The 14,063-nt window shown below is 71.2% G+C and carries 30 protein-coding genes and 1 tRNA gene; 3 read left to right on the top strand and 28 right to left on the bottom strand.

Features of this window, described 5'->3' with window-relative positions; genetic code table 11:
* Window positions 1–34: 34 nt before the first annotated feature.
* From AB0G14_RS09650 to AB0G14_RS09690, 9 genes are read right to left on the bottom strand one after another with little or no spacing between them, the layout of a single operon-like run.
* Window positions 35–388, bottom strand: a complete 354-nt coding sequence (locus AB0G14_RS09650; RefSeq protein ID WP_357695522.1) for a hypothetical protein — start codon at window positions 386–388, stop codon at window positions 35–37.
* Window positions 385–597, bottom strand: coding sequence for a hypothetical protein (locus tag AB0G14_RS09655; RefSeq protein ID WP_357695525.1), 213 nt, complete (start codon window positions 595–597; stop codon window positions 385–387). The genes AB0G14_RS09650 and AB0G14_RS09655 overlap by 4 nt, the downstream gene beginning before the upstream one ends.
* Complete coding sequence (locus tag AB0G14_RS09660) at window positions 597–1,097, bottom strand: hypothetical protein (protein ID WP_357695527.1); 501 nt, start codon at window positions 1,095–1,097, stop codon at window positions 597–599. The genes AB0G14_RS09655 and AB0G14_RS09660 overlap by 1 nt, the downstream gene beginning before the upstream one ends.
* Entirely contained in the window at window positions 1,094–1,600 is a 507-nt protein-coding gene (locus AB0G14_RS09665) for an HNH endonuclease signature motif containing protein (protein ID WP_357695529.1), read from the bottom strand. Before AB0G14_RS09665 ends, AB0G14_RS09660 begins: the two co-directional genes overlap by 4 nt.
* Window positions 1,597–1,956, bottom strand: coding sequence for a hypothetical protein (locus tag AB0G14_RS09670; protein ID WP_357695532.1), 360 nt, complete (start codon window positions 1,954–1,956; stop codon window positions 1,597–1,599). The genes AB0G14_RS09665 and AB0G14_RS09670 overlap by 4 nt, the downstream gene beginning before the upstream one ends.
* Complete coding sequence (locus AB0G14_RS09675) at window positions 1,953–2,417, bottom strand: hypothetical protein (protein ID WP_357695534.1); 465 nt, start codon at window positions 2,415–2,417, stop codon at window positions 1,953–1,955. The genes AB0G14_RS09670 and AB0G14_RS09675 overlap by 4 nt, the downstream gene beginning before the upstream one ends.
* Window positions 2,414–2,647, bottom strand: a complete 234-nt coding sequence (locus AB0G14_RS09680) for a hypothetical protein (protein ID WP_357695536.1) — start codon at window positions 2,645–2,647, stop codon at window positions 2,414–2,416. The genes AB0G14_RS09675 and AB0G14_RS09680 overlap by 4 nt, the downstream gene beginning before the upstream one ends.
* Window positions 2,644–3,393, bottom strand: a complete 750-nt coding sequence (locus AB0G14_RS09685) for an ATP-binding protein (RefSeq protein WP_357695538.1) — start codon at window positions 3,391–3,393, stop codon at window positions 2,644–2,646. The genes AB0G14_RS09680 and AB0G14_RS09685 overlap by 4 nt, the downstream gene beginning before the upstream one ends.
* Window positions 3,393–4,241 carry a hypothetical protein gene (locus AB0G14_RS09690; protein ID WP_357695540.1) on the bottom strand — a complete coding sequence of 283 codons (849 nt, stop codon included), beginning with the start codon at window positions 4,239–4,241 and terminating at the stop codon, window positions 3,393–3,395. The genes AB0G14_RS09685 and AB0G14_RS09690 overlap by 1 nt, the downstream gene beginning before the upstream one ends.
* Before the next feature lie 121 nt (window positions 4,242–4,362).
* On the opposite strand from AB0G14_RS09690, the gene AB0G14_RS09695 reads away from it, so the two are divergent.
* On the top strand, window positions 4,363–4,611 hold the full coding sequence (locus AB0G14_RS09695; RefSeq protein ID WP_357695542.1) for a hypothetical protein: 249 nt from the start codon (window positions 4,363–4,365) through the stop codon (window positions 4,609–4,611).
* A gap of 2 nt (window positions 4,612–4,613) precedes the next feature.
* Here AB0G14_RS09695 and AB0G14_RS09700 read toward each other — a convergent pair whose 3' ends face one another.
* The 17 genes from AB0G14_RS09700 to AB0G14_RS09780 all read right to left on the bottom strand — a co-directional run bounded on the left by AB0G14_RS09700 (window position 4,614) and on the right by AB0G14_RS09780 (window position 11,530).
* On the bottom strand, window positions 4,614–4,757 hold the full coding sequence (locus tag AB0G14_RS09700) for a hypothetical protein (RefSeq protein ID WP_357695544.1): 144 nt from the start codon (window positions 4,755–4,757) through the stop codon (window positions 4,614–4,616).
* A complete protein-coding gene (locus AB0G14_RS09705) occupies window positions 4,754–4,924 on the bottom strand; it encodes a hypothetical protein (RefSeq protein ID WP_357695546.1) in 171 nt (56 codons plus the stop codon). Before AB0G14_RS09705 ends, AB0G14_RS09700 begins: the two co-directional genes overlap by 4 nt.
* Before the next feature lie 98 nt (window positions 4,925–5,022).
* On the bottom strand, window positions 5,023–5,679 hold the full coding sequence (locus AB0G14_RS09710; RefSeq protein ID WP_357695548.1) for a hypothetical protein: 657 nt from the start codon (window positions 5,677–5,679) through the stop codon (window positions 5,023–5,025).
* Window positions 5,676–6,473, bottom strand: coding sequence for an ERF family protein (locus AB0G14_RS09715; protein ID WP_357695551.1), 798 nt, complete (start codon window positions 6,471–6,473; stop codon window positions 5,676–5,678). Before AB0G14_RS09715 ends, AB0G14_RS09710 begins: the two co-directional genes overlap by 4 nt.
* The gene (locus AB0G14_RS09720; protein ID WP_357695553.1) at window positions 6,470–7,474 is read right to left on the bottom strand and encodes a lambda-exonuclease family protein; all 1,005 of its coding nucleotides are present in this window, start codon (window positions 7,472–7,474) and stop codon (window positions 6,470–6,472) included. Before AB0G14_RS09720 ends, AB0G14_RS09715 begins: the two co-directional genes overlap by 4 nt.
* Window positions 7,471–7,647: a hypothetical protein gene (locus tag AB0G14_RS09725; RefSeq protein ID WP_357695555.1), complete on the bottom strand. Its 177-nt coding sequence runs from the start codon at window positions 7,645–7,647 to the stop codon at window positions 7,471–7,473. The genes AB0G14_RS09720 and AB0G14_RS09725 overlap by 4 nt, the downstream gene beginning before the upstream one ends.
* Window positions 7,644–7,802: a hypothetical protein gene (locus tag AB0G14_RS09730; protein ID WP_357695559.1), complete on the bottom strand. Its 159-nt coding sequence runs from the start codon at window positions 7,800–7,802 to the stop codon at window positions 7,644–7,646. Before AB0G14_RS09730 ends, AB0G14_RS09725 begins: the two co-directional genes overlap by 4 nt.
* Window positions 7,799–8,167 carry a WhiB family transcriptional regulator gene (locus AB0G14_RS09735; RefSeq protein WP_357695561.1) on the bottom strand — a complete coding sequence of 123 codons (369 nt, stop codon included), beginning with the start codon at window positions 8,165–8,167 and terminating at the stop codon, window positions 7,799–7,801. The genes AB0G14_RS09730 and AB0G14_RS09735 overlap by 4 nt, the downstream gene beginning before the upstream one ends.
* A complete protein-coding gene (locus AB0G14_RS09740; RefSeq protein ID WP_357695563.1) occupies window positions 8,164–8,481 on the bottom strand; it encodes a hypothetical protein in 318 nt (105 codons plus the stop codon). The genes AB0G14_RS09735 and AB0G14_RS09740 overlap by 4 nt, the downstream gene beginning before the upstream one ends.
* Window positions 8,478–9,248 (bottom strand): hypothetical protein, encoded by a 771-nt coding sequence (locus tag AB0G14_RS09745; protein WP_357695565.1) that lies wholly within the window; start codon window positions 9,246–9,248, stop codon window positions 8,478–8,480. The genes AB0G14_RS09740 and AB0G14_RS09745 overlap by 4 nt, the downstream gene beginning before the upstream one ends.
* Window positions 9,245–9,475 carry a hypothetical protein gene (locus tag AB0G14_RS09750; RefSeq protein ID WP_357695567.1) on the bottom strand — a complete coding sequence of 77 codons (231 nt, stop codon included), beginning with the start codon at window positions 9,473–9,475 and terminating at the stop codon, window positions 9,245–9,247. Before AB0G14_RS09750 ends, AB0G14_RS09745 begins: the two co-directional genes overlap by 4 nt.
* A complete protein-coding gene (locus tag AB0G14_RS09755) occupies window positions 9,475–9,891 on the bottom strand; it encodes a hypothetical protein (protein WP_357695569.1) in 417 nt (138 codons plus the stop codon). The genes AB0G14_RS09750 and AB0G14_RS09755 overlap by 1 nt, the downstream gene beginning before the upstream one ends.
* Complete coding sequence (locus AB0G14_RS09760) at window positions 9,891–10,118, bottom strand: hypothetical protein (protein ID WP_357695571.1); 228 nt, start codon at window positions 10,116–10,118, stop codon at window positions 9,891–9,893. Before AB0G14_RS09760 ends, AB0G14_RS09755 begins: the two co-directional genes overlap by 1 nt.
* Window positions 10,115–10,372: a hypothetical protein gene (locus tag AB0G14_RS09765; RefSeq protein ID WP_357695573.1), complete on the bottom strand. Its 258-nt coding sequence runs from the start codon at window positions 10,370–10,372 to the stop codon at window positions 10,115–10,117. The genes AB0G14_RS09760 and AB0G14_RS09765 overlap by 4 nt, the downstream gene beginning before the upstream one ends.
* Entirely contained in the window at window positions 10,369–10,935 is a 567-nt protein-coding gene (locus tag AB0G14_RS09770) for a hypothetical protein (protein ID WP_357695576.1), read from the bottom strand. Before AB0G14_RS09770 ends, AB0G14_RS09765 begins: the two co-directional genes overlap by 4 nt.
* A 92-nt stretch (window positions 10,936–11,027) precedes the next feature.
* Window positions 11,028–11,261, bottom strand: a complete 234-nt coding sequence (locus tag AB0G14_RS09775) for a hypothetical protein (RefSeq protein ID WP_357455762.1) — start codon at window positions 11,259–11,261, stop codon at window positions 11,028–11,030.
* On the bottom strand, window positions 11,258–11,530 hold the full coding sequence (locus AB0G14_RS09780) for a helix-turn-helix transcriptional regulator (protein WP_357695578.1): 273 nt from the start codon (window positions 11,528–11,530) through the stop codon (window positions 11,258–11,260). The genes AB0G14_RS09775 and AB0G14_RS09780 overlap by 4 nt, the downstream gene beginning before the upstream one ends.
* 195 nt (window positions 11,531–11,725) lie before the next feature.
* Here AB0G14_RS09780 and AB0G14_RS09785 point away from each other — a divergent pair, with 195 nt between their 5' ends.
* Window positions 11,726–12,181 carry a helix-turn-helix transcriptional regulator gene (locus AB0G14_RS09785; protein WP_357695580.1) on the top strand — a complete coding sequence of 152 codons (456 nt, stop codon included), beginning with the start codon at window positions 11,726–11,728 and terminating at the stop codon, window positions 12,179–12,181.
* Window positions 12,182–12,335: 154 nt separating this feature from the next.
* Window positions 12,336–12,956 carry a hypothetical protein gene (locus tag AB0G14_RS09790; RefSeq protein ID WP_357695582.1) on the top strand — a complete coding sequence of 207 codons (621 nt, stop codon included), beginning with the start codon at window positions 12,336–12,338 and terminating at the stop codon, window positions 12,954–12,956.
* A gap of 25 nt (window positions 12,957–12,981) precedes the next feature.
* Here AB0G14_RS09790 and AB0G14_RS09795 read toward each other — a convergent pair whose 3' ends face one another.
* Both AB0G14_RS09795 and AB0G14_RS09800 read right to left on the bottom strand, forming a co-directional pair.
* Window positions 12,982–13,869 carry a tyrosine-type recombinase/integrase gene (locus AB0G14_RS09795; protein WP_357695585.1) on the bottom strand — a complete coding sequence of 296 codons (888 nt, stop codon included), beginning with the start codon at window positions 13,867–13,869 and terminating at the stop codon, window positions 12,982–12,984.
* A 114-nt stretch (window positions 13,870–13,983) separates the two neighbouring features.
* Window positions 13,984–14,056 (bottom strand) — tRNA-Arg (locus AB0G14_RS09800).
* Window positions 14,057–14,063 lie beyond the last annotated feature (7 nt).

Consider the following 14,063-nt stretch of genomic DNA (forward strand, 5'->3'; position numbering starts at 1 on the left):
GTGGAGGTCCAGTCACCTGGCGTGAGTTCGGTCATCAGGCAGCGCACCGGGTCTTGTAGGTGTGGCGGATGCGGGCGCTGAAGCAGTGACCACAGAGCCGGGACGGGGCGATGCGGAGAGCGGTGAGGGTGGCGATCGTCTGGTCCTGGCCACCGTCCTCGCTCAGTTCGCCGAGGCGGTTGTCGACCGTGGTGCCGCTGTCGCAGGCGGTCTTGCCGGCGAGCGGGGCGGTCGGGTAGGTGGCGATGTCGCAGCGGATGCGGGGGTGGCCGGCGCGGACGGCGGTGACGCACGCGTCGTGCCAGATTTCCAGGCCGACGGTGTCGAGGCCGAGGGTGCTCGCGCCCCGGTCCCAGCCTCCGGCGCCGGCGTACAGGTCCAGGATCACGACGTCTCCTCGGTGGGCAGGTGGGTGTCGGTGGTGTCGCCGCGGTGGCCGGCCTGGTACGGCACCACCGGCGCGGGCTCGACGCCGTGCGGGTCGAGGGTGGCGAGGGCGGCTTCGATGAGCGGGTCGTCGCCGAGCTGGAGCCAGCCGCGCAGGCAGACGACGACGGCGGCCTGCGTGTGGGGGGTGAGGGTTTCCCAGCGGCCCATCACGCCACCTCCGCCCGGGCCTCGTACGCCTTGTCGTAGGCGGCGGTGAGGCAGTCGTTGTTGTCGCAGAGGTGGGCGCCGACGATTCCGTCGGCGGTGGTGGACGGCTTGCCGCAGACCGCGCACGGCGGCCAAGGCTCAGCCACCACCGGCGCGGGCTCGCGGATGTAGCCGGCGTCGACCAGCAGCCGCAGCAGGTTCGCGCCGGTCATCACCACGTACGCGTCACCCGGGCTGGTCTTGCCGCGCCGCTTCACCCAGGCGAGGCCGATGCGGGCGCCGTCGTTGACCCGCTCCTGCTCGGCTTCGGTGACGTAGCCGGCGAGGTCGATGCGCTTCTCGTTCTTCGCCTCGATCACCAACCCCGGTATTCCTGCGATGTCTCCGCGGTCGTTGGTGCCGCAGAGGGCGCGGCGTTCGGTCTGGGTGGCGCCGTTGGCGGTGAGGTAGTCGACGATGGCCGACTCCCAGGCCGTGCCGCGAGCCTTGTTCCTGTTCACGCCGACTTCCTCCATGTGCCGCTGACGAGCTGGGTGACGTACTGGCGGGTGATGCCGAACTCGCGGGCGAGTTCCTGCGCGTTGCTTCGGTATCCCCCGCCCCGCTTGGCCGGCGGGAGGTACCGCTCGCGGATCTCAGCCACCTGTTGGGCGGTGAGCTTGGCGTTGTGGTTGGTCACGCCTTCGGCTCCGCGTGCGCGCCCCTTCGCGACCATGTCGGCGATGTTGTCTCCTGGGGTGCCGAGGAAGAGGTGCTCGGGGCTGCAGCAGAGCCGGTTGTCGCAGCGGTGGCAGACGTGCATGCCTTCCGGGATCGGTCCATTGGCGATCTCCCATGCGGCCCGGTGGGTGCCGATCAGGCCGAGCCCGGTTCCGCGGCTGATCTGGCCGTAGCCGGTGGTGTTGACGTATCCGGTCCACTCGCGGCAGCCGGAGGGTCGATCGACGAGTCGGGCGAAGAGGCGGTCGGCGAGGGCGGTGCCTTTGCGGCGTGACGCGCTCATGCCGGCACCTCCGCCCCGTCGAGCCAGGCGGCCACGTCGCCGACGAGGGCGTCCACGTCGGTGACCCATCGGACGGCCTTGCCGAAGTGCTTCGCGTATCGCATCTCGTAGTGCGTGGCGTTGCCCGGTCGTCCGTCGGGGATGACGGCGATGACGAGGTCGGACTGGCGGATGGCTTCGTAGTGCCGCTCGGTGAGCCGGTCGAGCTGCTCACCGGTGATGGCGGCCTCGCCGGGCAGGGGCGGGCAGGGGGCGTGGACGAGGTGGCCGGCGAGGGCGAGGGCGCGGTGGACGCGGGCGAGGTCGGTGGCGGCGCGGGTGAGGCTGCCGCAGAGGGTGACGGTGAGGCGGGTCATGCCGGCACCTCCGCCCGGTTGAGATGGGCGGTGAGGTCGGCGATGCGGGCGTTGAGGACGTCGACCTGCCGTGCGTGGGCGGCGAGGATCAGCCGGTGTTCGTCCCAGGGCAGGCAGTGTCCGGTGCCGCAGTCGTGGTCGTCGGCGGTGCAGGCGGCGGAGGCATCGTGGTCGGCGTTGCCGGCGGCGGCGACAGCGGGGTCGGTGGCGAGCTGGTCGAGGGGGCGGGTCCAGTCGACGCCGGTGAGGTGGGTGAGGTTGCGGCGGCGGCAGTCGGGGCACCAGAGGCCGCCGATGGCGGTGCCGCTGGCGGTGTGGACGGTGAGGACGAGTCGGGTGAGCTGGTTGTAGCTGTCGAGGTGGGGGACGGCGGCGAGGCCGGGCAGGAGCGGCTCGGCGATCATGGGCGGGACGGCGGGGGTGCGGGCGAGCTGGACGGTGGTGGGGGTGGGCTGGGTCATGGCTGGGTCTCCTGTCGGCGGAGGGCGGGTGTCTGGCGGCGGAGGCGGGCGAGGGTGTCGCGCTGGCGGGCGGCTTCCGCGCGGGCTGCGGCGAGCAGCTCGTCGGAGCGGGTGAGCGGCTTCTCCGGCTCCGGTTGGTCGCGGCGGGCGAGCACTTCGCCGACGACGGCCCGGCAGGCAGCGATGCCGCGTTCGTTGCGTTCGACCTGCTCGGGGTCGAGGCGGGTCACCACTCGGTCACCACCTGGCGCACGGCAGGCCCGTCGAGAACGAGGACACCGCCGCCGTCGATGAGCCGCTCGACGATCGGGTGGCCGTAGCGGGCGACCAGTTCGTCGTACGCCTGGTCGGCGCTGCCGCCGCTGTTGGTGGTGACGATGAGCCGTCGCTCGTTGGCGCAGCGGGCGTCGACGATGCGCTGGAGCTGCTCCAGCCACCAGTCGGTGACGCGTTCGCGGCCGAGGTCGTCGAGCAGCAGCAGCGGGCAGGTGGTGGCGTAGTCGTAGGCGAGGGGTTCGTCGCTGTCGGGCTTGAGGGCGGCGGACAGGTCGGCGGCGGTCCATGCCATGACCCAGATGTCGCGGGAGTGGACGTCGTTGGCGATGGCGTAGGCGGCGGTGGTCTTGCCGGTACGGGCGGGGCCAGCGACGACGAGGGACCGGGGGCCGGCGTCCCACCAGCGGGCGATCTTCCCGGCGGGGTTCTGCTCGGCGGTGAGCAGGTCGTAGTTGGCGGCGGCGTAGCGGGTGGGTCGGCGGCGGGTGTAGACGATGGCCCGGTTCGCGGCTTGGCGGGCGCGCATGGCTGCCATCTCGGCGGCGTCGGCTTCGGCGAGGCGGGCGGCGTGGGCGGCGTCGTCTTGGGCAGCGACGGCGGGGGCGTGAGCGGCGACCCGGGCTGGCCAGTCGCCGATGCGGCGGCCGTTGCGGTCGGTCGCGGTGGCGCTGAGTGCGGCCTGGAGAGAGGTGGCGGTCATCAGGCGCTCCTGGGGGTCTGGCTGGCGTACGTGGCGTTGGCGCCGCCGGCAAACGGGTTGTCGCCGCGCCGGTCGATGTGCCGGTTCGCGCCGGTGGCCCGGTCGTTGCTGCGGCGGGCCGGGGCGGGCTCGTCGGTCCAGCGGTCGGCGTTGAGCCAGGTGGCCGCGTGGGCGGTGTACTGCGGCTCCCGGCCGGGCTGATCGCGGTAGCGGGCGGCTCCGGCGGTGATGGCGTCGGGGGTGGCGCGCTTGATCGCCTTGTCCCATGCCTTGCGGGCGGCTGCCTTGGCTTCGTGGCGGGGGTACGCGGTCCAGAACTTCTCGAACTCCGCGTCGGCGTGGGCGGAGGTACGCCGGGCGCTTGCGCCCGCGATGTCCCTGCTCCCTGTTCCTTGCTCCCTGCTCCCTGCTCCCTGCTCAGGGACGAGGCTCTCCGGAGGACTCACGAGGCTCTCCGGAGGCTCTCGGGAGGGTTCCGGGTCGGATACGTCTTCGCAGGTCAGCGGCGCGGGCGGCCGGGGGTAGCGCGGCTTACTCGGGTGGGAGACGCGCTGGTGCTCGTCCCAGTTCGTGATGAACAGGTAGCGGCGTCCGGAGACCTCGTAGCGCTGGATTAAACCGGCCGTGGAGAGGCTCGCGAGGTCTCCGGAGGTTCTCGCGAGAGTCTCGCGAGGGTCGTCCTCAAGCGGCCAGAGCGCAGCCGTGATGAGCTTCGGGTTGTCGACGGTGACGCCGTTGTCGTCGACGTGCGTCCACAGCCCGATGAAGGTGAGCCGCGCGGAGAGTGGCTGCGCGGCGATGACTTCCGAGGTGAAGAACTCGGGCTTGATGGAGCGGATCCGTGGCACTGGTCCCCCAGCTTGAATGGGTGTCTAGCGATCTTCAGTATGCCACATGATGTGGCCTCACGACGTGACAGAATGATGCCTACCTTGTAGGCCACATCGGTGTTGTGGGAGGCTCACGACCATGAGCGAAGACCCCGTAGTCCGCGCTGCCCGCGCCTACAAGCGCGCGCAGGACACCGCCAACGCCCGCCGTACTGACCTCGTTGAGGCGGTTGTGCACGCCGTGCTCGTCGACCACCGACGCCAGTCCGAGGTCGCGAGGCTCTCCGGATACACCCGGGAGCACGTCCGGAGACTGTGCCGCGAGCACCTCGACACGATCGAGGCGTACGAAGAGGCCCACGCCGACGACGAGCAAGCAGGGCACTGACATCACCTCCCCTCCCCCGGCTGGTGGTGGTCGTTGATGTGCTGGTCGAGGGCGTCGGCGGCGGCGACCACCGCGGCGACTGGGTCCGGCTCTCGGATCAGCACGGTCAAGCCGCAGAGCGGGCAGTCGACGGTGGCGGCGCTCATGCCGCGGCCCTCCGCTCGGCGCGGCGCCGCTGCGGGAGCCGGATGAGTTCGGCGGGGGTGGCGGACCGCTCGCGGGCGATGGCGTCGATGGGGCCGAACCGCTCGGCCAGGAGGGCGTGGTATTCGTCCATCGGCTGGTTGGCCGGCTGGGTGGAGGTGGTGCGCATCGGGTCCTCCTTGGTGGTCGTTGCGGTCGTGGTGTGGCGCCCTGCCGCGACGTGAGCGCGGGTGTCCCGGCCGGTTCCGGTGTCAGGGCGGGCCGTCATCAGGCGGCCTGGGTTTCGAGCTCGCGGACGATGCGGCGTCCGTGGCTGCCGGAGAGGTGCAGGCGGTTGGCGATCCGGCTGGCGGGCAATCCGCAGGCGAGGCCGACGCGGAAGGCGTGGACCCTCTCGGCGTCGGTGAGGCGGATGCGTTCGCCCTCGAGCGCGCGCCGCACGGCGACCTCGTCGACCAGGTCGTCGTTCTCGCCGCCGAGGTTGGGCTGCTCGTTGGGGTCGTCGATGTTGTCCCATGCGGCGGGCGGGGCCCAGCCGTAGCGGGCGGCGACGACGAGGGCGTACTTGGAGCCGCCGGGGGTGCCGGACAGCCGCTCGTACAGGTCGGACACCCAGCGGGCGGTGTGGACGGTGATGACGGCGCGGCGGGCGTAGGCGACGTCTTGGACGGTGCGGCGGGAGTAGCCGGCGCGGCGGGCGAGTTCGCGGAAGTTCCAGCCGAGGGCGACGAGGGCGCGGATGCGGCGGGTGGGGCCGATGCTGACGACGAGGTGGATGGGGTTGCGGCCTTCGCGGCGGCGCTTGTTGTAGAGCCGCCAGGCTTCGCGTGCTTCGGGGCAGCGGCAGCGGTGGGCGGTGTAGGCGCTGGCGGTGCCGTGCTTGGCGGCGGTGCAGGTGTCGGGACGGATGGCGGTGGCGGTCACTGCTCGACCTCCCGGCGCTGGCGGCCGACCCGGTCGACCATGTCCAGCAGGGCCTCTTCCTCGCCGACCTCGTTGGTCACCCGCGCGGTGGCGAGGCGGTGCTGCTGCAACTCCACCCGGATCTGCCGCAGCCGGCCCAGCGAGGTCCGCGGGTCGGTGATCTCGTCGCGGTAGTCGGCGGCCTTTGGCGCCGGCCGGTCGCCCCGCTCATGCCCGCGGTCGATGTCGGGGTCCTGCGTGGGGATGTGCAGCGCCGACAGGAACACGGTGCGCTGCGCCACGCTGATGGCCTTCGCGGTGGCCTTGTCCTGCGTGTCGGTGGCCTGCCCGGCGGACTGGATCGTCGTGGGCAGCGTGTCGCCCTTCGGGCCCATCACGGTCCACTCGACCTGGACCCGGCATTCCTGGATGGCCTTGCCGCCCGAGGTGCGGGCCTCGACGTACTCGACGGAGAGCAGCCGCGACGGCAGCATCAGCACGCCGTGGCGGCGCAGCGCCGGCCCGACCGCGTTGACGACCCGGTCGACGCCGCGGAAGTCGTACCGGCCGCCGGAGTCGGCGCGCTGGTCCTTCTTGCCGATGCTCTGCACGTCGCTCATGACCCGGGCGAAGGCGACCTGGACGGGCACGGCCTCGGCGTCGTGGATCTCGTTGCCGTCGTAGTTGACGTCCTCGAGCGGGGCCATCTGCATGGTCGGCCGCTCGGGCGTCTCGGCCGGCGCGGGGCCGGCACCCGGCTCGGCCGCGGTGGGCCAGCCGTCGGCCTGCTCGACACGCTCGCGGAGCTTGCTCACTGGAACTCTCCTGTCCGCCGGAAGTCCGGCGCGATGCGGATCTGGTGGTGGGTCTTCTCGGTCACGACGTCGGCGTACGCGTCGGGCCAGCGCTCGGCGAGGCGCTCCATGTCGACGTCGCGCTTCGTGACGGGGATGAAGTCGTAGGCAAGTTCGCCGCCGAACGTGACGGCCTGGGCGCCGGCGGCGAGGCGGGCGAGGGCGGCCCGGGAGCGCTTCAACGCCCGGTCGGCGGCACCCTTGCGGGCGGACACCTCGGCATACTCGATGACCTCGCCGACGTCGGCGACGCTGATCTCGCCGACCCGGTCGGGGTGGGCGAGCGCGTCCATCTCCAACAGCGCCGCGGCCTTGCTCAGGTCCCAGGCGGGCTCGACGCCGGCCAGCAGGTGCTCGTCGCGGAAGCGGCGGACCTCCCGCAGGACGTACGCCTCCATCCGCTCGTCGCGGTGCACGACGGTCTGCTTGAACTCGTTGCCGCCGATCAGCACGGCGACGTGGACGTGGTCGTATCCGGTCACCCGCATCTGCCAGGTGGTCTGAGCGAGGACGTCGTCGGGGACGTCGGAGCGCCACCGGCTGGCCTTGAACGCCGACCGGCACTTCACCTCGAGGGCGCACGCCGTGCGCACATCCCGGTTCAGGGGGCATTCGGCGACGCGCCGGTCAAGGGTGGCCATCTGCCACGGCTCGTCGACGTGGGCGACGAGGCCGACGCGCTGAATGACCGACCGGTTGCGGCGGGCCCATTCGCGGGCGACGGGCTCCTCGAGGACGGTGCCCCAGAAGGCGGCCTCGCCGGCGTAGTCGACCAGCTCGCCGCGCTTGTCGCGGTAGACGTGGACGGCGGTGTTGTGGTCGGCGACGCCGAGGATGGCGGCGACGTCGGAGGATCCGATGCCGTTGCGGCGGGACGCCAGCCATTCGTCGCGGGGGGCGTCGGCGGGCAGGATCCGCACGGCGGTGGGCGTGATGCGTCGGGTCGTGGCGGGGGCGGTCATGCCCACACCTCGGCGTGCTTGCGGGTGACCTCTTCGTTCAGGTCGTGGCGGGTGCAGTCGGGGCGCTGGCTGCCGCCGCAGATGTAGAGCGGGTCGAACGCGTTCCAGTGGGACTCCGGCAGGTCGCAGGTAACGCACTCGTACGGGGCGAGCTGCTTGATGTCCGTGGTCACGGCTGGCCTCCGGTGGTGACGTTGGGGTCGTGGAGGGGGCAGCGGGGGCCCTGGATGAAGGCGCGGACGCCGACCTGGCTGCCGCAGTGGCGGCCTTCGGCGGCGAGCCAGTAGGTGCACCGCTTGCCGGTGACGCGCAGGTCCACGGCGCTCATCGGGCGGTCCTGCGGTAGTGGTGGGTGCGGGCGCAGGGGGTGCAGCGAACGGTGGCGCCGGTGCGCGGCGCGAAGTCCTCGCCGCAGTCGTGGCACGGCTTCGTGGCGGGCGCGTTGTCGAGGGCTCGCCGTTCCTTGCCGGTGAGGCCGGCGCGGATGCCCTCGAAGTCACCGACCCGGTTGGCGTCGTCGAGGCACTGCTCGGCGACGGGGCAGCCTTTGCAAACGTCCTTGGCCTGCGCTTGGCCCCACCGGTCGCGGTCGTCGGGGTGCATGGTGTCGGGGTCGACGTAGAGGCAGAGGCCGCGGAGCCGCCAGTTGGAGTCGCTGGGCGCGGGCCGTCGGGTGAGGGTTGCGGTGCTCACAGCGCACCTCCGGTGTTGATGCCGTTCACGGCGGCGAGCTGGTCGTGGATGTGGGCGGGCTCTTGGGGGCCGATGTGCAGCAGCCCGAGGTGCTCGTCGACGACGGGCCGGTAGGGGACGTCGGCGATGGCGGCGGCGGCCTGCCGGATGGTGGGGATGTGTGCGGTGGTGGTGAGGTCGGGGCGGCTGGTGGTGGTGCGGAGGTCGGCGAGCCAGGTGTCGTCGGCGCCGGGGTGGTCGGGGCCGAAGACGGTGGTGGCGAGGTCGGCGAGGATCCAGCGGACGGGGCTGATGCGGTGCGGGGTGGTGGTCACGCCGACACCTCCGACCGGTCCGCGTGGAAGTTGTCGCCCTGCGTCCAGCCGGCGCCCTGCGGGTCGATGGACTCGTCCTCGCGGCAGTCGGGGCAGCCGTAGCCGGAGCAGATGCCGCAGGGCTCCTGGTCGTTCGGGAGCGCCTTCACGGCCGCGAACAGTGCGGTGGCGGCGAGGTGGTACTCGTCCCCGGTGGTGCCGTACCGGTCGGCCCAAGCCTTCGCGGCTTCGACCACGGGCCGCAGGGCGTCGCGCTGCTGGGCGAGTAGGCGGACGTCCTGGACGATGCCCTCACCGGACCCGTCCTCCTCCTCGGTGCCGAGCGCCTCGTCGAGCACCTCCTGCACCTCGAAGTACCGGGTCTTGAACATCCCGAGGTCGGCCACCTTGGCGGTGAGCCGGCCGACCTCGTTGGCGTAGGTGGCGGCCTGGGTGCGGGACTCGGTGAGGGCGGCGCGGGTCTGCTCCAGCTCGGCGGTCAGCTCCTTGACCCGGTGCTGCAGCCACTCGACGCTGCCGGTCGGGTTCAGCTCCAGGTGGTGCTGCGCGGCGATGACGGCCAGGAGCCGGGGGGAGTCCTCCAGGTCCGCGTTGCCGAGAGCGCGGACGGTCCACTCGACGAGGGAGGCGTCGCGGTGGTCGTTGCTGGGGTACATGGCCAGCTCGGACTCTTCGTAGTAGCGGTAGTTGCGTGCGCGGTCGCGGCACCAGGCGGCCGGGTCGAGGGCGGCGGCGGAGTGCTCGGTGGTGGGGCTCTTGGTGGTCATCGGAGGCTCCAGATCAGGAGGGCCAGCAGGATGGCGTCGAGGGCGACAGCGAGCGGCAACGCGTGGAGCAGGCCGCGGAAGACGGGCGACGGGCGGGGCGCGACGGCGGGGCAGGCGAAGCCGTGCTCGCGGCGGGGCGGCGTCCAGCAGAGGCCGCAGTAGTCGGCGGTGGTGTTGACGGGCCTGTCGGCGGGCTTGGGCCGGTGGTGGATCGCGAAGACGGCCATCACGCCACCGCCCGCGTCTTGGCCGCCAGCTCATCGGCCAGACGCACCGCCTCCTCGGCGGTCGCCGCTACCGGCCCCCGAGCCGATCGGACAGCTTGGTGGTCGCCGTCGCGCCACACCTGCCACCGCCAGCCGGCTTCCGCGCGGGAGCGGAAGACGATGCTGGTGATGCCGTTGCGGCGGCAGATGGCGTGCTGGGCGTATCCGCTCGCGGCACGCCGGTGCCAGCCGTGCCGGCCGGAGATTGCGGCGTGGAGGGCGGCGAGGTGGTCGGCGTCCGCCTGTCCGTACTTGTGGAGCACCCATGCGGCGTGCTCGTCGTCAGTGAGGGCGGGGCGGGTGCCGGCGGGGTTGTAGGGGCTGCCGTCGTCGACGAACGTGACGCCGACTCGGTGGGTGAGGTCGCCGAAGAGCATCACGCCACCTCCCGCAGGTCCAGGACCGGCGCGAACGCCAGCTCGATCAGGTCGCGGGTGGCGTCGCACACGTCGGTGGACAGGTCGCCGGGCAGGTAGCCGTCGACGACGCGGGGGTGCCACGGGGTGTGCGGGTACTGGTCGGGGTCGCCGGCGGTGGGGGCGGGGGTGGCGCCGGGCCGGGACACCCAGGCGGCGATGCCGGCCAGGTCCAGCGGGGCGCTCACCGGGACTCACCGCCCTCGCGGGGGTAGCAGAAGCCGCAGCCGGCGCAGCCGAGCACGACGGGCACGGTGTCCTGCGGGCTGGCCACCCGCCACCGGCAGAGCACGTTGTGCACCGCACGCGGCAGGACGCGGAGCCGGTGCCCGTTGACGTCGGTGACGACCCGGAGAGCGGGGACGGTGGCGGTGCCGGCGGCAACCGCGTCCGCGTAGGCGTGCAGCTCGGCGGCGGCCTGGCCGCGGTCGACGGGGCTCATCGGGTGCCGCCAGCAGCGTTGAGGCCGTCGGCCATGGCCTGGGCCTGCGCGTACCGGGCCTTCGCACCGAGCGCCGGGTCCTCCTCGTCGACCAGGAAGGCGTCGATCTCGAAGATGAGGTCACCGGCGAAGTACTGCTGGGGCAGGCGCATGCCCTCGGCGTCTTCGTCGTCGACGGGCTCGGCGCTGTCACGGACGACCTGGATCGTCATCTCCGTGTCGTCGAAAAGGACCTTCGCGGCCTCGGCGTACGTCGGGTAGACGGCACCGGTACGGTCCGCGAGGACCGCGAGCCACGGGCCGCGCAGCGCCTCGGTGATGGCGTCCTCGGCCGGCGTCGGCCACTCCAGGCGGAGCAGCTCGACCATGCCGACCTCGTCGAGGGCGGGCCGGTCGACGGCGGCGTACTGGAACGACCAGGCGTTGCCGAAGTGCCGCAGCATCTCGGCGCGGGCCTCGCTGTAGGTGCCGGGGATGACGACGTACTTGCCGTCGTGCTTCTGCCCGGAGCCGAACGTGAAGATCCAGCTCTCGGGGGTGGGGGCGGTGACCATGTCGGTCATGGGGGATACTCCTGTCGGTCGGCCCTCCGCTACGTCCTTGCCTGGATGCGGGGGGCTGGTTTCGTCTCGGGCCGGGCGGCCCGGACGGGGTCTCAGGCGGCCTTGCGGCGGCGGGGGAGCTGGGCGATGCGGATCATGTGTTCGCGTCGCCGGCTGTCGGCCATCTGCTGCTGGGTGGCCAGGTCGAGATCCGGGAACTCGACCTGGATCTCGCGGAGCCACTTGTCGGCGGCGGCCTTGCGGGCCGGCTCGGTGGCGGCGCTGCGGTCGGGGGTCCGTCCCCACCGCTTGTGGGCGCCGATGCGGCCTGCGGTTGCGTGGTTCATCCCTTCTCCTCCGATTCGGTGGTCGTGATGACGAAGAGCCGCTCGAAGGGCACCCGGGGGAGCGCGGAGCAGATGGCGGCGATGGTCTTCTCGCTGGGTGCGTTGACGCCGTTGCGGATCTTCGACAGTGCGGCGGGGCTGATGCCGAGGAACGCGGCGCGGTCGGAGTCGGTGGTGTGGCCGAGCGCTGTGGTGATCCGGTCGATCTGGTCGAGGCGGAGTCGAACGCGCGGCTGGTCGGGGGTCTGCCGGCCTTGTGTTTCGAGCACGAAACGACGCTAGCGCTGTGGCATCGCGAAAGCAACACACGAAGGGGTCATCCGTTCGGCTGACTTTCTCGCGCGAAACTTCCATATAGAGTTGCGTTCATGATCGCGCCAGCAGACGAACAGGTAGTCGCCTATCGGTCAGTAGGTAGGGGGGTGGCTCGCTTTCGTCCACGAAATGCCATAGGGTTCGTGCACGTGAGCACCCAAGCGTGGGGTCCCGAGGCCGGATCAGCGTTCCGGTCGTACGTACTGCGCCGTGCAGTCACCGCCGACCTGCACATCGAGAGCGTTGCCGACCTCGCCCGCGCCACCGGCATCAAGCCGGGCGTCTACTCGAAGTGGTTCTCCGGTGCCGAGCAGCCCAGCGTGAAGAGCCTCGAGAAGCTCGCGCCCGTCATCAAGGCCCCGCTGCGTGACCTCCTCGTCCTCGCCTGCCGGGTTCGGCCTGAGGATCTCGGCCTGGAGGCAGCCCCTGAGCCGCCGAAGGTGGTCGGTCACCCGCTCGCGCGCGAAATCGACGGGCTTCTAGCTGACAGCTCGCCGCTGCCCGAAGTGGAGCGCAAGGCCATCGCCGCGTTCTTGGACCAGTACTTGGAGCCGTACCGCCGTTCTGCTCGCCTGCGGTCTCGGGGACGTCGTAACACTGCGTGAGTCATCCGCAGTGTCGTAAGCGTGGGAGTCCTTACCGTGGGAATTGATCCCCGTGACAGGCTTTCGTGCGGGAAAGATCACCGTTAAGGTTTCGCTAATCATTGAGCTGTGAGTCGTACACGCGTACGAACCCATCCCCCCAGGGAGGGCAAGCATGACGACCGCCACGGGGAACCCTCCGGACCCCGGCGAACGCATCCAAGACGACACTGACATCGACGGAACCACCGGACAACTCCAGCTGCCCACCTCATCCAGGGCCGGCCTCTACTGCGCCGCAGCCAACCGGACCGGGGGCATGTCGCTTCTCCTCGCCGCCACCCTGTGCGTCGCCTTACTCTTCCTGGCAGCCACCATCGTCCTCGCGGTCATCGAGGAAGTCCGCAACGTCCCCGCAGTCACCCATACGACCATGCTGCTGCTGGTCGCCGGTACCGCGATCGCCTGGATTGCCGTCATCATCGTGCTCTTCCGCGACCGAGTGCACCGCAACCAGCAGGCTCTGCGCAGCATGGGCGAGACCATCCAGGCGCGCCTGCGTGAGCAGTACGACCGGCAGGAGCACCTGGCGCACCGCATCACCGACTTGGCGAACCGGCAGGCCGAGCAGATGCAGCTCCTCCGGCAGATGGCCGTTGACATGGCTGCCGTCCGCCGGGACATGGCCGACGTCATCGGTGTGGCCGACGCCGACGCTGAGCTTCAGCTCCGCCAGGCCGTCAACGAGAACCGGCCGCCGGCGCCCGGCCTCTACGTTGTGCCCCCGGAGAACTGATAGGCAACCTCGGTCACACTGTGGCCTAGAAGCGGTCCGCCTGGGAAACCCGGCGGGCCGCTCTATGTGCACGCTCCACCTGGGCCGAACGGCCGTAGCGGCGCGGCATCTCCGCGCTGCTCCACCCGAACAGCGCCATCGCGTCGCCCTCGCTGCCGCCGGCATCGGCCCACAGGTGCGCGGCCAGGTGCCGCAGCTTATGCGGATGGATCCGGGGGATACCTGCCTCACGGCAGCGGCGCTCAAGCAGCCGGTAGGCGCCGGAGGTGGTGAGTGCGCCGCCGAGCTGGCCGAGCCAGAGCGACTCCAGCTTGTTAGCGTCCTTGTGTCGGGCGCGGACCCGCAGGTAACGGTCGATGGCCTGTCCGGTCTTCGCGCCGAACGGGATCACCCTGATCTTGTCGCCCTTGCCGTGGAGGGTGACCTTGTCGTGGCGCATGTCGAGGTCGTCGACGCGGATGCCAACCATCTCCGACACCCGCGGGGACCCGGCCTCGCACCACAGGCGGATCATCGCAGTGTCGCGCCGGTCACCGAACTCCTTGCCGTTGCACGCCTTGAGTAGGGCGGCGATCTGGTCGTCGGGCACGATCGGCACCGGCTTGCTGGTGACCTTCGGTTCGGCGATGCGCGTCATCGGCGACTTGTCGATGATCTCTTCGGCCTCGCACCACCGGTAGAAGGCGCGCAGGTTGCGGAACTTCTTGTGGACGGTGGCGGAGGCGTTGACCACGGCGGCGGCGATGAGGAACTCCTCTAGGTCTTCGCGGCCGAGGTCGACGATGGGCAGGCCGGGCCGGAACTCGGCGAGCTGCTGGAGGGTGATGAGGTAGCTCTTGACGGTGTCGGGGGAGGTGCGCTTGGTGCGGTGGTATCTCTCGTACGACGTCAGGTGCAGCTCGTTCGCGTCCATGCGGTGGGCCTCCCCAAGGTGCTACAGCGCTAGGGTCAGGGGGGCAGAATACTCTGCCCCGGTACCGCTGTAGCAACCCCTACGGTCCGCTCCGATCTCCGTTTGTGCTGGTAGTGCGCCCGGCAGGGATCGAACCTGCGACCCGAGGATTAGAAGTCCCCTGCTCTATCCGCTGAGCTACGGGCGCGCGGCGT

Source organism: Micromonospora sp. NPDC023814, assembly GCF_040639595.1.
Lineage (GTDB): Bacteria > Actinomycetota > Actinomycetes > Mycobacteriales > Micromonosporaceae > Micromonospora.

What these genes read in the sequence shown, in the direction of transcription:
- AB0G14_RS09665 (WP_357695529.1), bottom strand. Translation starts at nt 1,600, where the DNA reads ATGAGCGCGTCACGCCGCAAAGGCACCGCCCTCGCCGACCGCCTCTTC.
- AB0G14_RS09655 (WP_357695525.1), bottom strand. Translation starts at nt 597, where the DNA reads ATGGGCCGCTGGGAAACCCTCACCCCCCACACGCAGGCCGCCGTCGTC.
- AB0G14_RS09675 (WP_357695534.1), bottom strand. Translation starts at nt 2,417, where the DNA reads ATGACCCAGCCCACCCCCACCACCGTCCAGCTCGCCCGCACCCCCGCC.
- AB0G14_RS09755 (WP_357695569.1), bottom strand. Translation starts at nt 9,891, where the DNA reads ATGCTCTTCGGCGACCTCACCCACCGAGTCGGCGTCACGTTCGTCGAC.
- AB0G14_RS09795 (WP_357695585.1), bottom strand. Translation starts at nt 13,869, where the DNA reads ATGGACGCGAACGAGCTGCACCTGACGTCGTACGAGAGATACCACCGC.
- AB0G14_RS09745 (WP_357695565.1), bottom strand. Translation starts at nt 9,248, where the DNA reads ATGACCACCAAGAGCCCCACCACCGAGCACTCCGCCGCCGCCCTCGAC.
- AB0G14_RS09700 (WP_357695544.1), bottom strand. Translation starts at nt 4,757, where the DNA reads ATGAGCGCCGCCACCGTCGACTGCCCGCTCTGCGGCTTGACCGTGCTG.
- AB0G14_RS09770 (WP_357695576.1), bottom strand. Translation starts at nt 10,935, where the DNA reads ATGACCGACATGGTCACCGCCCCCACCCCCGAGAGCTGGATCTTCACG.
- AB0G14_RS09775 (WP_357455762.1), bottom strand. Translation starts at nt 11,261, where the DNA reads ATGAACCACGCAACCGCAGGCCGCATCGGCGCCCACAAGCGGTGGGGA.
- AB0G14_RS09670 (WP_357695532.1), bottom strand. Translation starts at nt 1,956, where the DNA reads ATGACCCGCCTCACCGTCACCCTCTGCGGCAGCCTCACCCGCGCCGCC.
- AB0G14_RS09705 (WP_357695546.1), bottom strand. Translation starts at nt 4,924, where the DNA reads ATGCGCACCACCTCCACCCAGCCGGCCAACCAGCCGATGGACGAATAC.
- AB0G14_RS09730 (WP_357695559.1), bottom strand. Translation starts at nt 7,802, where the DNA reads ATGAGCGCCGTGGACCTGCGCGTCACCGGCAAGCGGTGCACCTACTGG.
- AB0G14_RS09750 (WP_357695567.1), bottom strand. Translation starts at nt 9,475, where the DNA reads ATGGCCGTCTTCGCGATCCACCACCGGCCCAAGCCCGCCGACAGGCCC.
- AB0G14_RS09695 (WP_357695542.1), top strand. Translation starts at nt 4,363, where the DNA reads ATGAGCGAAGACCCCGTAGTCCGCGCTGCCCGCGCCTACAAGCGCGCG.
- AB0G14_RS09790 (WP_357695582.1), top strand. Translation starts at nt 12,336, where the DNA reads ATGACGACCGCCACGGGGAACCCTCCGGACCCCGGCGAACGCATCCAA.
- AB0G14_RS09720 (WP_357695553.1), bottom strand. Translation starts at nt 7,474, where the DNA reads ATGACCGCCCCCGCCACGACCCGACGCATCACGCCCACCGCCGTGCGG.
- AB0G14_RS09765 (WP_357695573.1), bottom strand. Translation starts at nt 10,372, where the DNA reads ATGAGCCCCGTCGACCGCGGCCAGGCCGCCGCCGAGCTGCACGCCTAC.
- AB0G14_RS09685 (WP_357695538.1), bottom strand. Translation starts at nt 3,393, where the DNA reads ATGACCGCCACCTCTCTCCAGGCCGCACTCAGCGCCACCGCGACCGAC.